The sequence below is a fragment of the Streptomyces sp. NPDC026538 genome, from assembly GCF_055567535.1.
In genome coordinates, this window is sequence record NZ_JBVHQG010000010.1 from 55,498 (window position 1) to 75,515 (window position 20,018).

Sequence of the window (20,018 nt, forward strand, 5' to 3'; positions counted from 1 at the left end):
GCGGGGTTAGCGTGAACTCGCCGTTATCGAACGCCGACCCGGGGGACCCCATCACCATGCGAGCCCTGCGTATCTTCCTGATCGTCGTCGTCATCCTCGGTGTGCTCTTCGTGGTCGTCGACCGCGTCGCCGTGCACTTCGCCGAGGGCGAGGCCGCCGGCAAGCTGAAGACGACGGAGGACCTCGCGAGCACCCCCGACGTCTCCATCAAGGGTTTCCCGTTCCTCACCCAGGTCGCCGGCGGCACGCTGGACGACGTGCAGGTCGGCATCAAGGACTACGACGCCACCACCGGCACCGCCGGCAAGACGATCCGTGTCGAGGACCTGAAGGCCGACATGAAGGGCGTCACCTTCACCGGCGACTACAGCTCCGCCACCGCGCGGACCGCCACCGGCACCGCGCTCATCTCCTACAGCGAGCTGCTGAAGAACGTGGACACGCAGCCCACCGACCTCGGCCTCGGCTTCACCGGCAAGGTCGCCGGTCTCGCCGACGGCGGCAACGGCAAGATCAAGGTCACCCTCGACCTCACCGTCCCCGGTGTGGACGCCCACCAGAAGGTGACCGTCCTGAGCACGGTCACCGTCAAGGACAACACCGTGCAGGTGCACGCCGACAACCTGCCCAAGCTCGCCGGGGTCAGCCTCGTCGAGGACCGGTTCCGGCAGGCCTCCGACTTCCAGCAGGCGATCAGTCAGCTTCCCGGCGGCATCCAGCTGGACAAGGTGGAGGCGGCGGCGGATGGTGTGGAGATCGGGGTGAAGGGTTCGAACGTCCGGCTGGCCGGGTAGAAGGCGCCACGGCGACGGCCGACACGGCAGCCGGAACCCGTCCATCTGTCGAGACGGCGATGTCCGTACCGTAGATATGACAACGGACGCGGCGGGGCGGCGGCTGCCCGGCCATGCCCCGGACCGCCACCCCGTCCCATAATCCGGACGATCGCGTCTCATCATGCGACATGCCGGTGACATGCCCGGTCATCCGTCCCTACGATCGAGGCCATGAAGCGTCAGGCGGATCTCACGAAGCGGCGGGCAGTCGACCTGTGCCGCGTCGCCGCCATGCTCTGTCGCCCCTTCTGACGGTGGAGGCCGCTGCCTCCGCATCCCCCTGCCCTCCCACGCCGAGGGCATCCGTGCGCGCCTGCGCGCACCCACCCGCACTCGCACGCCCCGCCGCATCTGCCCCGGAGGAGAAAGAGCATGAGCCGCAGCGACGTCCTGGTCGACGCCGACTGGGTCCAGGAGAACCTGGACAACGCCGACATCGCGATCGTGGAGGTGGACGAGGACACGTCCGCCTACGAGAAGAACCACATCCGAGGCGCCATCCGCATCGACTGGACCAAGGACCTTCAGGACCCGGTCCGCCGCGACTTCATCGACCAGGAGGGCTTCGAGAAGCTCCTGTCGGCGAAGGGCATCGCCAACGACACGCTGGTGATCCTGTACGGCGGCAACAACAACTGGTTCGCGTCCTACGCCTACTGGTACTTCAAGCTCTACGGCCACGAGAACGTCAAGCTTCTCGACGGCGGCCGCAAGAAGTGGGAGCTGGACGCCCGCGAGCTGGTCGAGGAGGTGCCCGAGCGCACCGAGACCTCCTACCAGGCGAAGCCGCAGAACACCGCGATCCGCGCCTTCCGCGACGACGTCGTGGCGGCCATCGGCTCGCAGAACCTCGTCGACGTCCGTTCCCCCGACGAGTTCTCCGGCAAGCTGCTCGCCCCGGCCCACCTGCCGCAGGAGCAGTCGCAGCGCCCGGGCCACGTCCCGTCCGCGCGGAACATCCCGTGGTCGAAGAACGCCAACGACGACGGCACCTTCAAGTCGGACGACGAGCTCAAGGAGCTCTACGCCGAGGAGCAGGTGGACCTCGCCAAGGACACCATCGCCTACTGCCGTATCGGCGAGCGCTCGGCCCTGACCTGGTTCGTCCTGCACGAGCTGCTCGGTGTCGAGAACGTCAAGAACTACGACGGCTCCTGGACCGAGTACGGCAGCCTCGTCGGCGTCCCGATCGAGCTCGGCGCCAACAAGTAGGACCCGCAGGACCCCGGCAAGTCCCCAGACCGACCTTTCAAGACCTCAACAGGAGTACGACATGTGTGGAGCGAAGGCCGGCGGCCCGGACAGCTCGACGATCAAGCCCGGTGAGACCACCATCCAGGGTCAGGTGACCCGCGACGGCGAGCCGGTGACGGGTTACGTCCGTCTCCTGGACTCGACGGGCGAGTTCACCGCGGAGGTCCCGACCTCCGCCACCGGACAGTTCCGCTTCTACGCGGCGGAGGGCACCTGGACCGTCCGCGCCCTCGTCCCCGGCGCCACCGCCGACCGCACGGTCGTCGCCCAGCAGGGCGGCCTGGCCGAGGTCGCGATCGCGGTCTGACCAGCTGGAAGCAAGGGCCGCACCTCCCGGGTCGAAGTCCGGAGGCGCGGCCCTTCGCCGTGTCCGCACACCGGACCTACCCTGGATGCATGCTGGCCCGGCGTCGTCGCGTGCCCCCTTTTTGACGCGTCTCTCGCACTGCTTCGCAGGCTTCGAGACGCTGCGTCGGCGTGAACATCAGTCGCTCCGCGACGGGCGTCCGTCGATCCCGCAGCGGGGTCGTGCTCAACCTTCCCGGCCGACCTACCCTTGACTCATGCTCGCCCGGCGTCGTCGCGTGTACTTCGTCATGATGGGGATCTGCATCGGTCTCTTCGTCCTGGCCTGGGGAGTCGTGCGTATCTGGTCCGTCCCCGCCGCCGTGGGGATGTGTGTGGTGGCCATGGTCATCCCGCCCGTCGCCGCGATGGTCGCGAACCGGCGGGGGCCCGACGACCGCTGGTGGGACGACCCCTCCGGTGACCCCAAGTCCGACGAGTGGTGGGACGAGCTGGACGGGAAGAAGCGCCCCCGGTCCTGAGGTCCGACGTGCCCGGCCTACCGGAACGCCTCGACGTTGCGCAGGGCCCACGCGGCGAAGGGCCGGGGCGGACGGCCGAGCACTCCCTCGATGTCCGGGCTGAGCCGCAGCTCGCCCGCGTTGGGTTCGCCGAGGACGGCCAGCGTCGTCGCCACCACCGGCTCCGGCATGAACGCGGCCATCCGGGCGTGCGCCGCGGCCCGGCTCAGCTCCACGAACCGCACCGGCTCGCCGAGGGCCGCGCCGATGGCCTCGGCCTGCTGCCGGGGCGTGACGGCTGCCGGCCCGTTCAACTCGTACACCTGGCCCACGTGTTCGTCCTTGCGCAGAGCCACCGCGGCGACCTCCGCGAGGTCCGCCGGATCGACCACCGGGATCCCGACGTCACCGAACGGCGCGGCGACCGTCCGTTCCGCGCGCACCGACTCCGCCCAGGCGTAGGCGTTGGACGCGAAACCGCCGGCCCTGAGGATCGTCCAGGCCAGGCCCGACCCACGCACCGCGTCCTCGACCGCCCGCATCGCTCCGCCGTGCGAGGGCGACTCCGGCCTGGTCACCACGCCCTGTGAGGAGAGCAGCACCACCCGCGCCACGCCGGCGTCCCGGGCCACCGCCAGCACGGCCGGCGCGTCGAGCCCGTGTCCGCCCGTGCCGCCGTCGTGCAGGAACAGTGCCTCGGCACCGTCGAACGCGGGCCGCAGACTCTCCGGCTCGGCCAGGTCGGCCCGCACCTGTACGACCCCTGCCGGCAGGTCCACAGGGGCGATCCCCCGCGACACGGCCGTCACCCGTTCCCCGGCCGCCGCCAGGGCCGCCACCAGCGACCGGCCCACGTTCCCGGTCGCACCCGTCACCACGATCATGCTCAACTCCCGTATTTTCCGGTGGTCTTCCGCGATGACAGCGACGCTAACAGCGCCGGTATAGTAGGTACCTAGAGGAAAGTGACTACCTCAGAGGGGTGTGGCTCATGACGACCGCGACGCGACGGCCCGCGCCCGACGCCCTGTCCGACCCCGAGCTGGCCTGCCCGGTCTCCCCGGTCGTGGACATCGTCTTCAGCCGGTGGACCACACCGATCCTCTGGTCCCTGCACACCTTCGGCCGCCAGCGGTTCGTCCAGCTGGAGCGCCGTATCAAGGGCATCACGCCGAAGGTGCTCACCCAGCGGCTGCGCCAGCTGGAGCGCGACGGCCTGGTCGTGCGCACCTACCACCCCGAGGTGCCGCCGCGCGTCGAGTACGAGATCAGCGACCTCGGCACCACCCTCGCCCCGCTCTTCGCCCACCTCGCCGACTGGGCCGGCACCCACCTCGACGACGTCGAGACGGCCCGGCAGCGCTACGACGAGGCGGGATCCCCGCGCCCCTGAAGCGCGGTCGCGGAAGCGCGGTCCCAGCAGCGCGGTTCTAGTAGACGAGCGCCTGGGCCCCCTCCGCCATCGCCTCCTGCACGAAGACCTGCGCACCCGCGATCCGTACGCCCTCGATGACGTCCTTCTCCGTGATGTCCCGGCGGGCCGCGCACTGCGTACAGAGCGTGAGCGTGCCGCCCGCCAGGATCGAGTCGACCAGGTCCGGCAGCGGAGCGGCGTGCGGCAGCTCGAACTCGGCGGCCCGCCCCGGCAGCGCGAACCACGCGGACTCGCCGGTCAGCCACATCGACACCTCGACGCCGCTGGCGACGGCCACCGCCGCCACCGTGAACGCCTGAGAGCACCGCTCCGGGGCGTCCGCCCCGGCCGTCACCTTGATCACGAGCTTCTTCGCCATACGTGCAGGGTAATCGGGCCGCGTCATGGCTGGTGCGCCGCGCGCTGATGCTGGCGCAGCAGCACGTTCGCGTCGGTGGCCGCGCTGTGGTCGTACGCGACCAGCGCGGTCTCTCTTCGATCGCAGAGGGCCGCGCACTCGGCGCAGCCGGGGACGGGCCGGGGTGGTCGGCTCAGGTCGTCGGGGGACGGCGGTACGGCCCACGTACTACGGTCGTTCGCCGCGCGTACGCCGGCGCTGATCCGCTCTCTGTCGGTAGCGGGGCGTAGCGTCGCCGGGTCGGCCTGCCACTCCCTGCCGCCGCCGACGGGACGCAGCATCGCGTACGGCCCCGACTGGTCCCGGTACTCGCCGACCTGGTCGGTGGCGGTGTCGTAGAACAGGGTTCCGGGCTCCATGGCATTTGCTCCTTTCGTCCAACATCTATACGAAATGCGTGAGTTGGACTACTCTGGGTATCGAGGCTGCTACGAGCATGGCCCGGAGGTGGCGTCGGCACGCCGATGGCGAGCGGTTCTTCCCCGTCTGGCGGCGCTAATTCCACAAATTCCATGACGTACCAGGGAGGGGTGCGGTGCCGCAGAGGCGCGTGGTGACGGGGCGTAGTCAGGAGCCCAGGCAACGGTTCGCGGAGGAGTTACGGCACCTGAGGGCCGAGCGGGGGGTGAGCCTGCGGGAGCTGGCCGAGGAACTGGGCTGGGACGCGTCCAACTTCGGCAAGATGGAGAGCGGCCGGAGCCTGGGGAGCCCGGAGATCGTCGAGGCGCTGGACCAGTACTACGGGACGCCGGGGCTGCTGCTGGCCTTGTGGGAACTGGCGGTTGGGGATCCGTCGCAGTTCAAGGAGCAGTATCGGCGGTACATGGTGCTGGAGGCCGAGGCGACGAGCCTGTGGCACTACGCCGTGAGTTCGCCGCCAGGTCTGCTCCAGACGGCCGGCTACGCCCGTGAGGTCCTCGCCGTGGGCTGGATCGAGGGTATTGAGCTGGAGCAGCAGGTGGAGGCGCGCGTAGGACGTCGCCAGCTGCTGGAGGGGAACGCTCCGCCAGCGTTCCGCGTCATCCTCTCCGAGGCCGTGCTGCATACCTCGCTGCGCGACTTGAGGGCGTGGCACGAGCAGTTGAAGCACCTGGCGGAAGCCGCCGAACGCCCGAACATCACCCTGCAGGTACTGCCGTTCAGCGCCGGACCCCACGGACTGATGAACACAGCCGTGAAATTTTTGCGGTTGCCGGATGGCCGCACGGTCGCCTACACCGAGAACGATTTGCGTGGTGAACTGGTTGAGGAAATTGCCTCGGTTGAGCTGCTGCTACGTAGGTACGATGCGATGCGCGACCTGGCACTATCACCGGCCGAGTCGCGCAAGTTCATCTTGCGGATGTTGGAGGAAGTGCCGTGCGAGTCGTCGACCTGAGTGGCGTGACGTGGCGCAAGAGCAGCTACAGCAACACGAGTGGTGGCGATTGCGTCGAGGTCTCCGACGAACTCCTGGTCTCCGCGTCCTGGCGCAAGAGCAGCTACAGCAACCAGGACGGCGGCGCCTGCCTCGAAGTCGCCGCCGACATCCCCTCCCTCGTCCCCGTCCGTGACAGCAAGGACCCTGATCGCGGCGCCCTCGTTTTCTCGGCCTCCGCCTGGTCCGCGTTCATCGATGGAGTCGCCCGCTGACGTGGCGGTAGGCCTCGATCGCCACCTGGACGAACGGCCGCAGCAACGGATTGGTGTCTCCCTCGACCCATGCCACCACCACCCGGCTCGGCTCCATGTCCACGATCGGTACCGTCACGAGCCCGGCGCCCGGCTCGTGGTCGGTCGTCGTCATGCCCACCGTGCCGTTCCACAGCACCGCCTGCCGGCATTCCTGGATCGCCCGCACCGCCGGCCCCTCCCGCACCGCCCCGCCGTTCCAGTACGACTGCCAGCGGCCGTCCGTGCCCGCCGGGAACCGGAACCACTGCCGGTCGGCGAGGTCGGCCAGCGTCAGGCTCTCCCGGCGGGCCAGCGGATCGTCGGCGCGGAGCAGCGCGCCCACCGGGTCGGCCCGCAACTCCCGTACCACGAGGCCGGTTTCGTCGAAGGGTGCGCGGGTCAGGGCGATGTCCACGAGCCCGGCGTGCAGCCCGCAGGTGGGGTCGGTGAGGTCGGTCTCGCGGATCCGGATCCCGACGCCGGGGTGACGTTCGCGGTAGGCGCGGGCCAGCCGGCGCACGCCGGGATCCGTGCTGTCGCCGAGGAGACCGACGGTGAGGGTGGTGGCGCCCGCCGCCGTGGCGACCCGTACGCGCAGCCTGTCGGCCTGGTCGAGCAGCGCCCGGGCCTCGTCGAGTAGCACGGCTCCGACGGGGGTGAGCGCGACACCGGCCGAGGACCGCTCGAAGAGCGCCGCACCGATCTCGCCCTCCAGCCCCTTGATCGCACGGCTCAGCGGGGGCTGGCTCATATGGAGCCGGGCGGCGGCCCGGCCGAAGTGGAGTTCCTCGGCGACGGCCACGAAGTAGCGCAGCGTCCGTAGCTCGATCCGCTCCATCCGCTCCATGCAGCCACGATACCGATCGGGTATCGAGGCGGCGGAACAGGTCTTGGACAGCCGTACCGCCCCGGCCGTCGAATCGAGGCATGACGACCCACGACCACCACGAACCCGCCGTATCCGTCGTCGGCCCGGACGACGGCGAGGTGCTCGTCCTCGGCACCACCCGGATGCGCGTCCTGGAGGACGGCCGTACCACCGGCCACCGTCTCGGCATCGCCGAGTCCGTGCTCGCGCCGCACACCCCCGGCCCGCCGCAGCACCGGCACGCCGGGCACGACGAGGGCTTCTACGTCGTCTCCGGCTCCGTGCGGTTCACGGTCGGGGAGGACGACCACGACGCCGGCGCCGGCACCCTGGTGATGGTGCCGCCCGGCGCCCCGCACACCTTCGCCAACGTCACCGACGAACCGGCGGTCATGCTCAGCACGTTCACGCCCGACCTGTACGTGCGGTACTTCCGGGAACTGCGGGACCTGTTCGCGACCGGAGAAGCGCCGAGCCCGCGGGCCGGTCTCGAGGTGATGAGCCGTTACGCCACCGAGCCCGCCTCATGAGCGTCGCCTACTGGATCGTCGCCGGGCTGCTCGCCCTCTTCTACCTCTACGCGGGCGGGCTGAAGGCCGTCCGGAGCCGGGAGCGGCTGCGGCCGATGATGGCGTGGGTGGACGGCATCCCGATGGCGGCCGTGCGGGCGATCGGGGCCGTGGAGCTGCTCGGCGCGATCGGCCTGCTGCTTCCGCGCCTGACCGGTGTCGCGCCGTGGTCGGCGACCGCCGCCGCGGTCGGGTTGGCCGTTCTCCAACTAGGGGCGATCAGGGTGCACTTGCGTATGGGGGACCGTCAGGTCGCCCTCAACATCACGCTGCTGCTCACGGCGGTGGCCGCTGCCTGGCTCGCGGCGGTGTCCTGATCGTGATTAATCGTTGTACAACTCAGTGAGTGGACCATGAGTCTCCTGTGGCGCGTGGATCAAGGAATCCGCGCTCCCGTTTCCCCAGGGGGACCCATTGGACGCGCCAGACACACCACCCGAGAGACCCGGAAGACGCCGTCGTACCGGCGTGCTGATCGCCACCGCCGCCGTGCTCGGCGTCGTGGCCGGCGGCTGCGTCGGCTACCTGGTCCAGGCCGACCGCGAGCCCACCGCGCTGCCGCCGCTCTCCCAGCCGTCCGTCGCGCAGGCGAAGGGAGCGGCCCCCGAGCCGCTGTCGGCCGCCCAGGACCGGAAGGTCAAGGTCGACGGCGACCTGCGCAAGCTGCTGCTGAGCAGGCCGAGCGGGGCCCGCGAGTCGCGGTACCCGGTGGGCAGCGACGGGTGGATGGACGCGCGGACGCTCGCGGAGACGTACAAGTACCCGGCCACTGCCTTCCACGACCTGGTCGGCAAGAAGGAGTTCCGCCGGGCGGCCGTCACCGAATGGCGGGAGAACGGCGACCTCAACGTCGAGATCCGGCTGGTCCAGTACCGCCAGGAGGAGACGGGCACGGAGGCCGCCGATGCGGCGGGCAACGCGTACTACTTCGCCGAACCGGCCGACGACTACGACACCGACAGCTGGCCGATCCCCGGCACGGGCGACGGCAGGGCGTACGTCCACGGAAAGCCCGACACCTCCTACGGCGTGAGCCAGTACTCCGCCGAGGCGCACGCGTGGCGCGGGGACATCGATATGGAGCTGTGGATCAACGACACGAAGCCGATCCCGAAGACGAAGGTGCTGGATCTGGCGAAGCGGCAGATGGAGCGGCTGTGACCGAGAACCCGGAAACGTCCGTGAGCCCCGAGCCGGAGGCCACGCCCGCCGCCGCGCCGGTGCCCGCCGCCGACTCGGCGCCTGTCGCCGCCCCGACGTCCGCCGAGGCGAGCGCCGCTGACGTGAGCGTCGCCGAGCCGAGTGCCGTGGAGCCCGCGCACGCGGAGACGCGGCCGCGTGACCGTCGTCGTATCGCTGTCGTCGCCGGTGTCGGTGTCCTGGCCGCCGCGGTGCTGGCCGGGGCCACCTGCACCGTCGTCGCCGTCCAGGGCGCCGATCGCGACCCCGGTGCTCCCGTCTGGAGCATGCCGAAGGCCGCCAAGGACAGCAAGGCCGCCGGCACGGGCGGCCTCCAGGGGATGCTGCTGCCGTACGGCACCGGCACGTACGGGCGGGGCCCGGACATCGCCGAGTTCGGGTCGGACGTCGCGCTGTCCGGCAAGCAGGCGACCCTGCTGCGCGAGGAGTCGATCAAGGACCTGCCGCGTTCGCAGCGGCAGGCGCTGGAGCGGCAGCTCGACCGGAACCCGGTCAAGGGCATGGCGATGCGCAGCTACTTGAACGCGTCGGAGGTACCCGGCTACGAGTACACGATGGAGATCGTGCTGGCGCGGATGGGGAACCGGCGGACAGTCCGTTCCATGGCGACCGCCCAGAAGGAGATCCTCGACGCGCTGAAGGTGTTCCGGAAGGGTCCGGAGATCAAGGGGTACAAGGACTCGACCTCCTGCTTCCTACCGCCGACGGACGTGGACGAGAAGATCGACACGATGTTCTGCACCGGCTACGTGGGCGACGTCGCGGTCACCGCCACAGCGACCGCGGCCAAGCCGCTGGACAAGGAGAGCGCGGCCGGCATGCTCCGCGCACAGCTCGACCGCATCAAGGAGCCGGGGGCGTCGGTATGACCACGGACACGAACCAGCCGGAGGTCTCCGACGACCTCGGCGACCTCGGCGACCTGGACGACCTCGCCGAGTTCCCGACCCAGCTCCCGAAGAAGGACCGCCGCGTGCTGCGGGCCGCGCTTCGCTGGGTCTGCGCCGTCGCCGTCTTCGCGGTCGCCGGGGCCGGAACGGCCTACGGCATCATCCGGGTCGACCGGACCGACGTACCCGGGCTCGGCACGCACTCCGACGGGCGCTGGACGTACCCCGCCCTCGTGCGGCCGCCGCTGCCGTCCGGGAGCCCCGGGCCGAACGACGATGCCCGTAACCCGGCCGGGACCCACTTCGCCGACCTGCGGAAACTCGTTCTGCCCGCGCCGGCGGGGGCCACCGCCGACGCGGCGCTGAAGGGGGCGGACGGCTGGCTGCCGACCGGGACGTTCCTCGCGGAGTTCACCGCGTCCGAACGCCCCGGGCTGCGCCAGAAGCTCGTCGACAACGGCCTGCGGCACATCACCGCGCGCGGCTGGACCACCCCCGACGGCACGCACACCCGGATCTACCTCCTCCAGTTCGACACGGCCGCCGTCGCCGAGGAGCTGCTCAACCACCAGCTCATGAGCTACTCCACACCGGCCTACGCACTGCGCGACGGCGACCAGTACGAGCTCGACCAGAAGTTCCCGGACCGGGCCCGGACCGACGACGTCCTGATGGTGCCGTACACGGAGCTGAAGCCGTACGGTGCCGAACAGGTCCGGCAGGCCTACCTGGCCACCGGCGACACCGTCGGCGTGATCGTCCAGTCCAGGAAGGGCCGGGCACTCGCCGTCCCCTTCCAGCAGACGGTGACCCTCCAGGGCGAACTGCTCGACTGACCTCGCCAAGAGCCCCGGGCCCCGGCCGCGTAAGCTTGGGCCCGGCTCTTGTACGTACGCCCACCCCCGCTCAAGGAGCACCCGTGGAGATCTTCTTCGAAACCCTGCTGGTCCTGGTCTGCGTCGGCGTCATCGCCTTCGCCGGACTGACCGTGAAGAAGCTGTACCAGGGCCAGCGCTGATCCTCTCCGTCTAGGAACCGCCGTCATGATCGAGATTCCGTCCGACCTGCACAAGGACCTGGTCCCGCTCGCCTTCCTGCTGGGCAAGTGGGCCGGTGCGGGCGTCCACGACTTCCCGGGCTCGGAGAAGTGCAACTTCGGCCAGGAGGCCACCTTCAGCCACGACGGGCGTGACTTCCTGGAGTACCACTCCCAGACCTGGGTGCTGGACAACGACGGGAACAAGGTCCGCCCGCTGGAGACCGAGCACGGTTTCTGGCGCATCGACGCCAACCGCAGGGTCGAGGTCACCATGACCCGCGACGACGGTGTGATCGAGATCTGGTACGGCGAGATGGCCGACAAGAAGCCCCAGATCGACCTGGTCACCGACGCCGTGGCCCGTACCGCCGCCTCCGCCCCGTACAGCGGTGGCAAGCGCCTGTACGGCTACGTCAAGAGCGACCTGATGTGGGTGGGGGAGAAGCAGACCCCCGAGGTCGAGCTCCGCCCGTACATGTCCGCGCACCTGAAGAAGGTCGTCACCCCGGAGGAAGTCGAACGCTGGGCCAAGGCCCTCCCCAGCGACATGCCGGACGACGGCATCGCCTTCTTCAAGTAGTCGCCAAGTGGTCACCGCCGAGTGGTTCTAGACTTTCTGTGTGGTGAGCACCGACTGGAAGAGCGACCTAAGGCAGCGCGGCTACCGGCTGACGCCGCAGCGGCAACTCGTGCTCGAAGCCGTGGACACCCTTGAGCACGCGACCCCCGACGCCATCCTCGGTGAGGTGAGGAGGACCGCGTCGGGGGTCAACATCTCCACGGTGTACCGGACCCTGGAGCTCCTGGAGGAGCTGGGGCTGGTCAGCCATGCCCATCTGGGGCACGGGGCGCCGACGTACCACCTCGCCGACCGGCACCATCACATCCACCTGGTCTGCCGTGACTGCGAGAACGTGATCGAGGCGGATGTGACGGTCGCCGCGGAGTTCACCGCCAAGCTGCGGCAGGAGTTCGGCTTCGAGACCGACATGAAGCACTTCGCGATCTTCGGCCGCTGCCAGGACTGCGCGCACAAGAGAACCAGGGGCGCAGCCGTCCAGACTTCAACAGCCGTCCAGACTTCAATTACCGAGTCGTAGGCTACTCATATGAAGAGCCCCCTGCTGACCCTGCCCGGCGCCGTGCCCGCCGAGGGCGTGGACGAAGGTGTCGCCGCCCACTACGGCGACCTGTTCCGCGAGCAGCGCGCCCTCGCCGACGGCGCCGGTTTCGTGGACCTCTCGCACCGCGGTGTCGTCACCGTCACCGGTGAGGACCGGCTTGCCTGGCTGCATCTCCTGCTCACCCAGCACGTCAGCGAGCTGCCCGTCGGTGAGGCCACCGAAGCGCTGGTCCTCTCCGCGCACGGCCACATCGAGCACGCGCTGTACCTGGTCGACGACGGCACGACGGTCTGGGCCCATGTGGAGCCCGGCACCGCTGAGGCGTTGATCGCCTACCTGGAGTCGATGAAGTTCTTCTACCGGGTGGAAGTCGCCGACCGGACCGGCGAGTTCGCCGTCGTGCACCTTCCGGCCGGCTCGATCGCCGAACCCCCGGACGGTGCCGTCGTACGCGAGACGGCGTACGGCCGTGATCTCTTCCTGCCCCGCGCGGACCTGGAGTCGTACGCGGAGAAGGCGGGCCCGGCGGCCGGCCTCCTCGCCTACGAGGCCCTGCGGGTGGAGAACCACCGGCCCCGTCTCGGCTTCGAGACCGACCACCGCACCATCCCGCACGAGCTGGGCTGGATCGGCACCGCGGTGCATCTGCAGAAGGGCTGCTACCGGGGCCAGGAGACCGTGGCCCGGGTCCAGAACCTCGGCAAGCCGCCCCGCCGCCTGGTCTTCCTGCACCTGGACGGCAGCGACGTGCACCTGCCGCCGCCCGGCACGGAGATCCGGCTGGCCGACGACGGCGAGGACGGCCGCAGGATCGGCGTCGTGACGACGTCGGCACGCCACCACGAACTGGGTCCGGTGGCCCTGGCGCTGGTCAAGCGAAACGTCCCGGTGGACGCCCGGCTGATCGCGGGAGACACGGCCGCGGCACAGGAAGTGATCGTCGAACCGTAGGGACCCGCAGGAGCCCGGGAGGAACCCGGGATTACCGCCAGCGCCCTGCGAGATATGCCGTTGACACTCCATAATTGGCAACGGGCAGCGACTTCCTGAACACGGTGTGCAGGTGTTCGAGCGTCGGCCGGCGTGCCCCGGGGGAGGCGCCTTGACACCGCAGGAGGAGTTCGCCGAGGCCCTGCGCGTGCGCCGGGAGGCCGCCGAACTCTCCCTCGCCGAGCTGGCCAGACGGGTCCACTACAGCAAGAGCTACCTCAGCCGGGTGGAGAACGGCCTGCGGCAACCCGGCCGGCTGCTGGCCGAGCGCTGCGACGCCGCCCTGCGGGCCGACGGCGCCCTGCTCGCCCTGCTGCCGCCCGGACCCGAGCCGTACGAGCGACGGGACGGCGGAGGGGCCGGAGGGGACCAAGGGGACCGAGGGGACGGGGCCGACCGGGCCGTGCGCCGCCCCCGTCCCGACCCGGCGCCACCCGCCCGGCCGGGCCCCAGCGGCTACGGCGCCGAGTTCGACCAGCACATCCGGCGTGGCGACACCCGCCACCTCCTCGGCGAGATGTACGAGGCGGGCCGGCACTACCAGGCCGCCTACGAGGCCGCCGGCGACGACCGGGCCCGCGCCTACGCCATGGTCCGCAGTGCCCGCCGCTGGTCGGACCCCGGCCAGGTCGACCGCGACCTGCTCTTCCGCATTGACGCCTGCCTGGCCGCGCTGGCGGACCGCGAGGACGCGCCCGCCGTGGAACTGCGCCTCCAGCTCACCGCCCACCGGGCCAAGAAGCTCGCCATGGCCATCGGCTACGACACCGCGATCACCGGCGCCGAACCCCGCACCGGCGCCCGGCTGGCCCGCCAGACCCTCGCGGAGCTGCGCGAACTCGGCCGCCGGGCTCCCGGCCGGATCGGCGACGAGGCCCGCTGCGAGGTACTGACCGAGACCCGCTGGGCCCTGTACGACTTCGCCCCGGCCCGCGAACTGCTCGCCCTGTCCAGCGAACTCCGCGACCTCGCCGTACGCTCCCACTCCACCTACTTCCAGGGCGAGGCCCTGGTCGCCCTCGCCATCGACCAGCTCCGCACCGGCCGGGTGCCCGCCGCCGAGGCGACCATCAACCTCCACCGCCAGTACGCCGCCCGGCACCGCAGCCGGCTCGCCCACTGGCAGCAGCGCACCCTGGACGCCCTGATGAGCCTGTGGCGCGGCGAGTTCGCCGCCGCCGCGGAGTGGATCCTCGGGGAGGCCGGGGAGGTGGCGGCCGCGATGGAGGGCGGGCTCTCGATGCCCGCCGACACCCTCGGCCAGACCGTCCTCGGCCAGGAGTTCTGGCTGCGGCACGAGCAGGGCCGGCTGGCCGAGCTGTTCGCCTCCCCGCGGATGTCCGGCGTCCAGCAGCGCGGATACTTTCCGGTGTGGCGGGCGGGTCTGGCCATGGCCCTGTGCGAGACCGGACGGTACGAGCAGGCCGTGGACCAGTTACGGGCGTTCGCCGCCGACACCGACGGGTTCACCCGGTTCCCGCCCAGTGGCTGGGCGCTGCCCACCGCGGCGGTCCTCGCTCAGGTCTGCGCCGAACTGGCCGAGCGCACCGACCGCCGCGGCGAACTGTCGGCGTACGTCCCGCCGCTGCGCGCCCTCCTCGACGCTCACGGCGACGAGGTGGTCCTGGCCGGCTGGCCCACCGTCCTGCTCGGCCCCGCCGCCCGCTTCAGCGCGCTGCTCGCCCTGGTCGCCGGTGAACCGGAGACGGCCCTCGGGCACCTGGGCCGGGCCGTACGCCTCGCCCAGCGCTATCCGGCCCAGATGGCCCGGCTCCGCCTCGACGAGGCCCGCGCCCGGATCCGCACCGGCTCCCCGGCCGCCCGGGACACCGCCCACGACCTGGCCAGGACCGCGCTCGGCACGGCGGAGGAACTCGGCATGGCGGGCCTGGCCCGCGACTGCCGGGAACTGCTCACATCTCCAGCAGAACGGTGAACGGCCCGTCGTTGGTCAGCGACACTCGCATCTGCGCCCCGAAACGCCCGGTGGCCACGGTCGCCCCCAGAGCCCGCAACTGCGCCACGACCTCCTCGACCAGCGGCTCGGCCACCTCGCCCGGCGCCGCCGCGTTCCATGTCGGCCGCCGTCCCTTGCGCGCATCGCCGTACAGCGTGAACTGGCTGATCACCAGCAGCGGCGCGTCGATGTCACTGCAGGACCTCTCGTCGGCCAGCATCCGGATCGACCAGAGTTTCCGGGCCAGTTGGGCCGCCTTCTCCTTGGTGTCGTCGTGGGTCACGCCCACGAGCACACACAGCCCCTCGCCCTCGATCGCGCCGACCGTCTCGCCGTCCACGACGACATCGGCGCCGTCCACCCGCTGAACCACAGCTCGCATGCGGACCATCATGCCCGGTGCCCCGGCGGCCCCCGCAGGGGGTCCATTATTGATCCTTAACCTCACATCTAGGGCCGTTCGGGGGCACTCGGTCACATTGCGGCCACTTGGGGTGGCACCATGCTTCCACACGCCGGTCGAGGGGACGGTAGAGGCGTATGAGCACACCGAGTACCGGGCGACTGAAGGTGCAGGGCACGCAGAGCGCGCAGAGCCTGCCCCGGCCGCCCGCACAACGCGGGGAGGGCATCGCCCTGCCCGCGGAGCCGCCCGAGCACGACCTGACCCGCCTGAGCCTGCCCGAACTGCGCGTCCTGCGACGGGACGCGCAACGCGACGAGGCCGACCTCAGCTACGTACGACGGCTGCTCCAGGGCCGTATCGACATCCTCCGGGCGGAACTGGCCCGCCGCTCCCCGGCGGGCGCGGCCGCCGTCGTGGACCGCCTCCCGGAGATCCTGACCGACGCCCCGGCCCGCCACCGCTCCTCGGCCCGCCACGTCACCCTGGGCACCCCGCACAACGAGGAGTACGACCGGCTGGCCGCCGACATGCTGGCAGAGGTGGAACTCTCCGACCTCCAGGCCCGCACGGACGCCGAACTGACCACGGCGATGGGCCGCCTGGTCCGCTACGAGCAGGAGGTGTCGAGCCGACGACAGCGCCTGCAACGGACCGCAGACGATTCGAGTGGGGAGATCACCAGGCGCTACCGGGAGGGCGAAGCGCAGGTGGACGATCTGCTGACGTAAGCCGCAGCGCCCCTTCAGGGGCGCGAGGAACTGCGCGATCAACCCCCACGCACCCGCGCCCGAAAATAAAACTGCACCACCCCGATCGAACACCTACCGTGCTGTCATGACCGACGCCGTCGAAATCCGCGCCGTAACCGAACCCGAGCTGGAGGACTGGCACCGGGCCCTGAACACCGGCTTCCTGCAACCGCCCACCCTCACGGCCGAGCAACTCGACGCCCGCCGAAGGCAGTTCGTACCGGGCCGACTCCTCGGCGCCTTCGACGGCTCCCGCTGTGTGGCGACGTTCCGCTCCTTCGACCAGGAGCTGACCGCCGTCGGCGGCGCGACCGTCCCCGCCGACGCCATCTCCAACGTCACGGTCACCGCCACCCACCGCCGCCGCGGCCTGCTCACCCGCATGATGAGCCAGGACCTCGCCGCGGCCAAGGAGCGCGGAGACGTGGTCGCGACCCTGATCGCCGCCGAGTACCCGATCTACGGCCGCTACGGCTTCGGCCCGGCGACCACGCTGACGGAGTGGACGGTCGAGGTCGGGCGCGCCGGTCTGGACCCCCGCTGGTCGGCTCCCGAGGACGGCGGCCGGATCGACCTCCTCGACGCCGAGGACGTCCGCAAGCTCGGCCCCGAGCTGCACGAGCGGGTCCGCCGCAGCACGCCCGGCGCGATCAGCCGCAGCGAGCTGTGGTGGCAGCTGCGCACCGGCGCGGTCCGCTTCGAATCCGACTGGAAGGAGCCGTTCCACGCGGCCTACCGGTCGGCCGACGGCGAGGTCGGGGGGATGGTGGCGTACGCGGTGGACGACACCTGGCACGGCAAGCAGCCGGACGAGACGGCCACCGTGAAGTGGCTGCTCGGCGCCACGCCCGCGGCCGAGCGTGCCCTGTGGCACTACCTGTGCTCGATCGACTGGATCACCAGGGTGAAGAGCGGCTGGCGGTCGCCGGACGACCTGCTGCCGCACTACCTCCCCGACCCGCGCGCCGCGCGGATCACCACGCAGGCGGACTGGCTGTGGGTGCGGATCCTGGACGTCATACGGGCCCTGGAGGCGCGGACGTACGACATGGCGGGTTCGCTGGTCCTTGAGGTGGTGGACCGGCAGGGGCTGGCCGGCGGCCGGTTCCGGCTGGACACCTCCCCCGAGCAGGCGTCCTGCGTCCCGACCACCGACGCCCCCGAACTCACCCTCGCCATCGCCGATCTGGCGACCGTCTGGCTCGGTGACCAGTCCGTGGCACGGCTGCACGCGCTCGGCCGGGTCCAGGAAGCGCGAGTGGGCGCCGCCCGGAAGGCCGACGCCCTGCTGCGCACGCCCGGGCGTCCTTGGTGCCCGGACATCTTCTGAGACGGTCTCCTTCCGTGCGGCGACGGTGCCTGAATCACCTTGTTCACTTGTTCAGCCGCGCTCATCCGTAGCGAGCCGTTCGAGCTTGTGAAGTTGTGGCTGTGCGGGCCTGCGTGTTCGATTGCCGGTGTTCAGTTGTCGGTGTTCAGTTGTGACTGTGCTCAGGTGCGGTGCGCTGGTCGTGCATCTCGGCGGCTGCCCTGTTGACCGGGCTCCCGGCTCCCCTCCGGAAGGGAACCCGTCGGCCAACCACCGGGAAAGTATGACCATGTTGCAGAAGTTGGTGGCCAACTCCTCTGTACTTATCTCCACTTGGACACGACTCATAACCACCTTCCCGTGAACTGCCGAAAGATGGCGGGAAGTTGTACTGTTTGTCCGTGGACCCGGAACACGTCTCCGCCAGTGGACGGGAGAGGTCACAGCGGCCTCAGACGTCACACCACGCGGTGGCCGACGTGCTGCGCACCCGGATCAGGTCAGGGGTGCTGCGGCCGGGCCAGCGCATGCCCACCCAGGCCAAGCTGGCCGACGAGTTCGGCGTCGAGCGGGGGGCCGTACGGCAGGCGCTGCGCATCCTGCAGTCGGAGCATCTGCTCACCAACGTCTCGAAGGGCGCGCCGGCGACGGTCGCCCCTGCTCCGGGCCCGGTCCGGCTCGCCGTGGGCCCGGAAGCGCCGCCGCAGCCCACCATGGTGGCCCTCGCCTCCCGGATAGAGGCGGCCTTCGCGGCCCCGGAGGTGGAGATCGACGCGCTCTGCCTGACCTCGGTCTCCCTCAACCTCGCGCTCGGCGAGCCGCTGCGGCTCATCCACGCGGGGCGTCTGGAACCGGCCAAGATCGACGTGCGGGTGCTGCTGCCGAGCCGGAACATCGACCTCGCGTTCCCGACGGCGCTGGACGCCTCGGCCGAGGACGCGGTGCACGACCGCTGGCTGGCCCAGCGCAACGCCCAGGGCCAGGTCCTCCAGGACAACCTCCAGGGCCTGCGCGCCACGCACGGCATCGACGTCAGGGTCACCTTCCGGGCCCTGCCGTTCACCCCGCCGGTCAAGCTGTACCTGCTCAACGGGGTGGAGGCGCTGTTCGCGTACTACACGCTGGGGCGCCACGAGCGGGAGATCGGCCACGAGCACCTGCAGACGTACGACGCCGAGGGCACGCGGTCGATGCTCTTCGCGTTCGAGCAGGGCGCCGGCCTGCGGGACACCGCGTTCGTGGACCAGTCCACGCGATGGTTCGACGCCCTGTGGGAGACGATCAGTTCGGAACTGCAGCTGACGGCCTAGCGCTCACCGGGCCGGTCCTCACAGCGCGGGACCGGTGATCAGCAGGGCGAGCAGGACCGCACCGACGGAGCTGACCGCGGGACTCTTGGCCTTGATCCCCACGGTGAGCAACAGCAGACCGATAATGCCGGTGGCACCGTACTTCGACTGGACCATCTGTTCGAAGCCGACGACGAAGACGGCGGAGAAGAGAGCGAGGGCGGCGGGCATGTCGGTTCCCCCATCGTCGGGAAGCAAAGCTTCCACCAACTTGACCAAGTTGGTAACCAACTCTGATTAAGTTGTTCCCAGTTGGCTATGACTTATAACCAATCTTCAAACAACTCCCGGTAGATGGATCAGAGTTGTAGCGTTTGGTCGTGACCCAGGAGAACGTGGCAGTGAACGCCGGCAGCACACCTCAGGAGATCGCCGACACCCTGCGGGAACGCATCCGCAAGGGCGACATCAAGGTCGGTGACCGCCTGCCCACCCAGGCCGAGCTGGCCGAGGAGTTCGGCGTGGAGCGGGGTGCCGTACGCCAGGCCATGCGGGTGCTGCAGGACTACGGTCTCCTCGCCAACGTCACCAAGGGCAGCCCGCCGCGCGTCGCCGAACCGGCTGTCCGGCCCCTGGGCGAGCCCCAGCCGACGATGGTCGGCCTCGGTCCCCGTATGACGGAGGCGTTCGCCGCCCCGCACGTCCGTATCGACGCCGCCTGCCTCACCGCCCAGAGCCTGCTCCCGGCGCTCGCCGAACCCCTGCGCCTGATCCACGAGGGCCGGATCCGTCCCGAGAGCATCGACGTCCGCGTCCTGCTCCCCGGCCGCGACATCAACCTCGCTTTCCCGACGGCGGTCGAGGGCGACGACGACACCGTCCACAACCGCTGGCTCGGTATGCGCAACGCCCAGGGCCAGGTCCTCCAGTACAACCTCCAGGGCCTGCGCTCCACCCACGGCATCGACGTGCGGGTCACCTTCCGGGCCCTGCCCTTCACCCCGCCGGTCAAGCTCTACCTGCTCAACGGCGCGGAGGCGCTGCTCGCGTACTACATGGTCACGCGCCGCGAGGAGCAGACCGAGTCCGGCATGCTCGACATGTACGACGCCGTGGGCTCGGAGTCCCTCCTCTTCTCCTTCGAGAAACGAGCCGGCCACCGCGACGCCGCGTTCGTGGAGCAATCGCAGAAGTGGTTCGACGCCCTCTGGGAAACCATCACCACGGACCTGACACTCTCCTAGTGA

Annotated in this window: 27 protein-coding genes; 21 read left to right on the plus strand and 6 right to left on the minus strand. The window is 70.3% G+C overall.

Features of this window, described 5'->3' with window-relative positions; genetic code table 11:
- Positions 1-56: 56 nt before the first annotated feature.
- The 5 genes from ACZ4N4_RS33715 (at position 57) to ACZ4N4_RS33735 (ending at position 2,917) form a co-directional block, all read left to right on the plus strand.
- Positions 57-794, plus strand: a complete 738-nt coding sequence (locus tag ACZ4N4_RS33715; protein WP_467595941.1) for an LmeA family phospholipid-binding protein — start codon at positions 57-59, stop codon at positions 792-794.
- 213 nt (positions 795-1,007) lie between these two features.
- On the plus strand, positions 1,008-1,088 hold the full coding sequence (locus ACZ4N4_RS33720; RefSeq protein ID WP_350751515.1) for an Ms5788A family Cys-rich leader peptide: 81 nt from the start codon (positions 1,008-1,010) through the stop codon (positions 1,086-1,088).
- Positions 1,089-1,208: 120 nt separating this feature from the next.
- Entirely contained in the window at positions 1,209-2,048 is an 840-nt protein-coding gene (locus ACZ4N4_RS33725; protein WP_453572321.1) for a sulfurtransferase, read from the plus strand.
- 61 nt (positions 2,049-2,109) lie between these two features.
- A complete protein-coding gene (locus ACZ4N4_RS33730) occupies positions 2,110-2,397 on the plus strand; it encodes a DUF1416 domain-containing protein (protein ID WP_351708937.1) in 288 nt (95 codons plus the stop codon).
- A 256-nt stretch (positions 2,398-2,653) separates the two neighbouring features.
- Positions 2,654-2,917 carry a DUF3099 domain-containing protein gene (locus ACZ4N4_RS33735; RefSeq protein WP_351328377.1) on the plus strand — a complete coding sequence of 88 codons (264 nt, stop codon included), beginning with the start codon at positions 2,654-2,656 and terminating at the stop codon, positions 2,915-2,917.
- 17 nt (positions 2,918-2,934) lie between these two features.
- Here ACZ4N4_RS33735 and ACZ4N4_RS33740 read toward each other — a convergent pair whose 3' ends face one another.
- The gene (locus ACZ4N4_RS33740; RefSeq protein WP_467595946.1) at positions 2,935-3,780 is read right to left on the minus strand and encodes an SDR family oxidoreductase; all 846 of its coding nucleotides are present in this window, start codon (positions 3,778-3,780) and stop codon (positions 2,935-2,937) included.
- A 107-nt stretch (positions 3,781-3,887) separates the two neighbouring features.
- On the opposite strand from ACZ4N4_RS33740, the gene ACZ4N4_RS33745 reads away from it, so the two are divergent.
- Positions 3,888-4,289: a winged helix-turn-helix transcriptional regulator gene (locus ACZ4N4_RS33745; protein WP_365799413.1), complete on the plus strand. Its 402-nt coding sequence runs from the start codon at positions 3,888-3,890 to the stop codon at positions 4,287-4,289.
- A gap of 37 nt (positions 4,290-4,326) precedes the next feature.
- Here the strand turns inward: ACZ4N4_RS33745 and ACZ4N4_RS33750 are convergent, their stop codons facing one another.
- Both ACZ4N4_RS33750 and ACZ4N4_RS33755 read right to left on the minus strand, forming a co-directional pair.
- A complete protein-coding gene (locus tag ACZ4N4_RS33750) occupies positions 4,327-4,689 on the minus strand; it encodes a DsrE family protein (RefSeq protein ID WP_453572328.1) in 363 nt (120 codons plus the stop codon).
- A gap of 23 nt (positions 4,690-4,712) precedes the next feature.
- Positions 4,713-5,087, minus strand: coding sequence for a hypothetical protein (locus ACZ4N4_RS33755; protein WP_467595949.1), 375 nt, complete (start codon positions 5,085-5,087; stop codon positions 4,713-4,715).
- Between the two features lie 176 nt (positions 5,088-5,263).
- On the opposite strand from ACZ4N4_RS33755, the gene ACZ4N4_RS33760 reads away from it, so the two are divergent.
- On the plus strand, positions 5,264-6,106 hold the full coding sequence (locus ACZ4N4_RS33760) for a helix-turn-helix domain-containing protein (RefSeq protein WP_467595952.1): 843 nt from the start codon (positions 5,264-5,266) through the stop codon (positions 6,104-6,106).
- Positions 6,088-6,360, plus strand: coding sequence for a DUF397 domain-containing protein (locus tag ACZ4N4_RS33765; protein WP_467595955.1), 273 nt, complete (start codon positions 6,088-6,090; stop codon positions 6,358-6,360). The genes ACZ4N4_RS33760 and ACZ4N4_RS33765 overlap by 19 nt, the downstream gene beginning before the upstream one ends.
- Here ACZ4N4_RS33765 and ACZ4N4_RS33770 read toward each other — a convergent pair.
- Entirely contained in the window at positions 6,338-7,210 is an 873-nt protein-coding gene (locus ACZ4N4_RS33770; protein ID WP_467596476.1) for a LysR family transcriptional regulator, read from the minus strand. The genes ACZ4N4_RS33765 and ACZ4N4_RS33770 overlap by 23 nt on opposite strands.
- 98 nt (positions 7,211-7,308) lie before the next feature.
- Here ACZ4N4_RS33770 and ACZ4N4_RS33775 point away from each other — a divergent pair, with 98 nt between their 5' ends.
- From ACZ4N4_RS33775 to ACZ4N4_RS33815, 9 genes are all read left to right on the plus strand, one after another.
- A complete protein-coding gene (locus ACZ4N4_RS33775) occupies positions 7,309-7,779 on the plus strand; it encodes a cupin domain-containing protein (RefSeq protein ID WP_467595958.1) in 471 nt (156 codons plus the stop codon).
- Positions 7,776-8,135: a DoxX family protein gene (locus ACZ4N4_RS33780; RefSeq protein ID WP_467595961.1), complete on the plus strand. Its 360-nt coding sequence runs from the start codon at positions 7,776-7,778 to the stop codon at positions 8,133-8,135. The genes ACZ4N4_RS33775 and ACZ4N4_RS33780 overlap by 4 nt, the downstream gene beginning before the upstream one ends.
- 151 nt (positions 8,136-8,286) lie before the next feature.
- A complete protein-coding gene (locus ACZ4N4_RS33785) occupies positions 8,287-8,979 on the plus strand; it encodes a hypothetical protein (protein WP_453572346.1) in 693 nt (230 codons plus the stop codon).
- Positions 8,976-9,887: a hypothetical protein gene (locus ACZ4N4_RS33790; protein ID WP_467595964.1), complete on the plus strand. Its 912-nt coding sequence runs from the start codon at positions 8,976-8,978 to the stop codon at positions 9,885-9,887. Before ACZ4N4_RS33785 ends, ACZ4N4_RS33790 begins: the two co-directional genes overlap by 4 nt.
- A complete protein-coding gene (locus ACZ4N4_RS33795; RefSeq protein ID WP_467595966.1) occupies positions 9,884-10,744 on the plus strand; it encodes a hypothetical protein in 861 nt (286 codons plus the stop codon). The genes ACZ4N4_RS33790 and ACZ4N4_RS33795 overlap by 4 nt, the downstream gene beginning before the upstream one ends.
- Before the next feature lie 207 nt (positions 10,745-10,951).
- Positions 10,952-11,527, plus strand: coding sequence for a heme-binding beta-barrel domain-containing protein (locus tag ACZ4N4_RS33800; RefSeq protein WP_360496879.1), 576 nt, complete (start codon positions 10,952-10,954; stop codon positions 11,525-11,527).
- Positions 11,528-11,567: 40 nt separating this feature from the next.
- A complete protein-coding gene (locus ACZ4N4_RS33805) occupies positions 11,568-12,047 on the plus strand; it encodes a Fur family transcriptional regulator (protein ID WP_453572356.1) in 480 nt (159 codons plus the stop codon).
- A 9-nt stretch (positions 12,048-12,056) separates the two neighbouring features.
- The gene (gene ygfZ, locus ACZ4N4_RS33810) at positions 12,057-13,022 is read left to right on the plus strand and encodes a CAF17-like 4Fe-4S cluster assembly/insertion protein YgfZ (RefSeq protein WP_453572359.1); all 966 of its coding nucleotides are present in this window, start codon (positions 12,057-12,059) and stop codon (positions 13,020-13,022) included.
- 151 nt (positions 13,023-13,173) lie between these two features.
- On the plus strand, positions 13,174-14,997 hold the full coding sequence (locus tag ACZ4N4_RS33815; RefSeq protein WP_467595970.1) for a helix-turn-helix domain-containing protein: 1,824 nt from the start codon (positions 13,174-13,176) through the stop codon (positions 14,995-14,997).
- On the opposite strand, the gene dtd is transcribed toward ACZ4N4_RS33815, so the two are convergent.
- The gene (dtd, locus tag ACZ4N4_RS33820; protein WP_450762141.1) at positions 14,975-15,400 is read right to left on the minus strand and encodes a D-aminoacyl-tRNA deacylase; all 426 of its coding nucleotides are present in this window, start codon (positions 15,398-15,400) and stop codon (positions 14,975-14,977) included. The genes ACZ4N4_RS33815 and dtd overlap by 23 nt on opposite strands.
- A 158-nt stretch (positions 15,401-15,558) precedes the next feature.
- Here dtd and ACZ4N4_RS33825 point away from each other — a divergent pair, with 158 nt between their 5' ends.
- The 3 genes from ACZ4N4_RS33825 (at position 15,559) to ACZ4N4_RS33835 (ending at position 18,792) form a co-directional block, all read left to right on the plus strand.
- Positions 15,559-16,152: an RsiG family protein gene (locus tag ACZ4N4_RS33825; RefSeq protein WP_453572365.1), complete on the plus strand. Its 594-nt coding sequence runs from the start codon at positions 15,559-15,561 to the stop codon at positions 16,150-16,152.
- 106 nt (positions 16,153-16,258) lie between these two features.
- A complete protein-coding gene (locus ACZ4N4_RS33830) occupies positions 16,259-17,503 on the plus strand; it encodes a GNAT family N-acetyltransferase (protein WP_467595973.1) in 1,245 nt (414 codons plus the stop codon).
- 374 nt (positions 17,504-17,877) lie between these two features.
- Positions 17,878-18,792, plus strand: a complete 915-nt coding sequence (locus ACZ4N4_RS33835) for a winged helix-turn-helix domain-containing protein (protein ID WP_467595976.1) — start codon at positions 17,878-17,880, stop codon at positions 18,790-18,792.
- An 18-nt stretch (positions 18,793-18,810) separates the two neighbouring features.
- On the opposite strand, the gene ACZ4N4_RS33840 is transcribed toward ACZ4N4_RS33835, so the two are convergent.
- Entirely contained in the window at positions 18,811-19,002 is a 192-nt protein-coding gene (locus ACZ4N4_RS33840) for a hypothetical protein (RefSeq protein WP_360496857.1), read from the minus strand.
- 143 nt (positions 19,003-19,145) lie between these two features.
- Between ACZ4N4_RS33840 and ACZ4N4_RS33845 the strand changes: the two genes are divergently transcribed.
- Positions 19,146-20,015, plus strand: a complete 870-nt coding sequence (locus ACZ4N4_RS33845; protein ID WP_467595979.1) for a FadR/GntR family transcriptional regulator — start codon at positions 19,146-19,148, stop codon at positions 20,013-20,015.
- The last annotated feature ends 3 nt before the right edge of the window (positions 20,016-20,018 follow it).

Bases quoted from the DNA above. Each gene is read 5' to 3' on its own strand.
- dtd (WP_450762141.1), bottom strand. From the start codon at position 15,400: ATGCGAGCTGTGGTTCAGCGGGTGGACGGCGCCGATGTCGTCGTGGAC.
- ACZ4N4_RS33730 (WP_351708937.1), top strand. From the start codon at position 2,110: ATGTGTGGAGCGAAGGCCGGCGGCCCGGACAGCTCGACGATCAAGCCC.
- ACZ4N4_RS33825 (WP_453572365.1), top strand. From the start codon at position 15,559: ATGAGCACACCGAGTACCGGGCGACTGAAGGTGCAGGGCACGCAGAGC.
- ygfZ (WP_453572359.1), top strand. From the start codon at position 12,057: ATGAAGAGCCCCCTGCTGACCCTGCCCGGCGCCGTGCCCGCCGAGGGC.
- ACZ4N4_RS33800 (WP_360496879.1), top strand. From the start codon at position 10,952: ATGATCGAGATTCCGTCCGACCTGCACAAGGACCTGGTCCCGCTCGCC.
- ACZ4N4_RS33840 (WP_360496857.1), bottom strand. From the start codon at position 19,002: ATGCCCGCCGCCCTCGCTCTCTTCTCCGCCGTCTTCGTCGTCGGCTTC.
- ACZ4N4_RS33720 (WP_350751515.1), top strand. From the start codon at position 1,008: ATGAAGCGTCAGGCGGATCTCACGAAGCGGCGGGCAGTCGACCTGTGC.
- ACZ4N4_RS33715 (WP_467595941.1), top strand. From the start codon at position 57: ATGCGAGCCCTGCGTATCTTCCTGATCGTCGTCGTCATCCTCGGTGTG.
- ACZ4N4_RS33830 (WP_467595973.1), top strand. From the start codon at position 16,259: ATGACCGACGCCGTCGAAATCCGCGCCGTAACCGAACCCGAGCTGGAG.
- ACZ4N4_RS33750 (WP_453572328.1), bottom strand. From the start codon at position 4,689: ATGGCGAAGAAGCTCGTGATCAAGGTGACGGCCGGGGCGGACGCCCCG.
- ACZ4N4_RS33780 (WP_467595961.1), top strand. From the start codon at position 7,776: ATGAGCGTCGCCTACTGGATCGTCGCCGGGCTGCTCGCCCTCTTCTAC.
- ACZ4N4_RS33725 (WP_453572321.1), top strand. From the start codon at position 1,209: ATGAGCCGCAGCGACGTCCTGGTCGACGCCGACTGGGTCCAGGAGAAC.
- ACZ4N4_RS33795 (WP_467595966.1), top strand. From the start codon at position 9,884: ATGACCACGGACACGAACCAGCCGGAGGTCTCCGACGACCTCGGCGAC.
- ACZ4N4_RS33735 (WP_351328377.1), top strand. From the start codon at position 2,654: ATGCTCGCCCGGCGTCGTCGCGTGTACTTCGTCATGATGGGGATCTGC.
- ACZ4N4_RS33740 (WP_467595946.1), bottom strand. From the start codon at position 3,780: ATGATCGTGGTGACGGGTGCGACCGGGAACGTGGGCCGGTCGCTGGTG.
- ACZ4N4_RS33755 (WP_467595949.1), bottom strand. From the start codon at position 5,087: ATGGAGCCCGGAACCCTGTTCTACGACACCGCCACCGACCAGGTCGGC.
- ACZ4N4_RS33775 (WP_467595958.1), top strand. From the start codon at position 7,309: ATGACGACCCACGACCACCACGAACCCGCCGTATCCGTCGTCGGCCCG.
- ACZ4N4_RS33745 (WP_365799413.1), top strand. From the start codon at position 3,888: ATGACGACCGCGACGCGACGGCCCGCGCCCGACGCCCTGTCCGACCCC.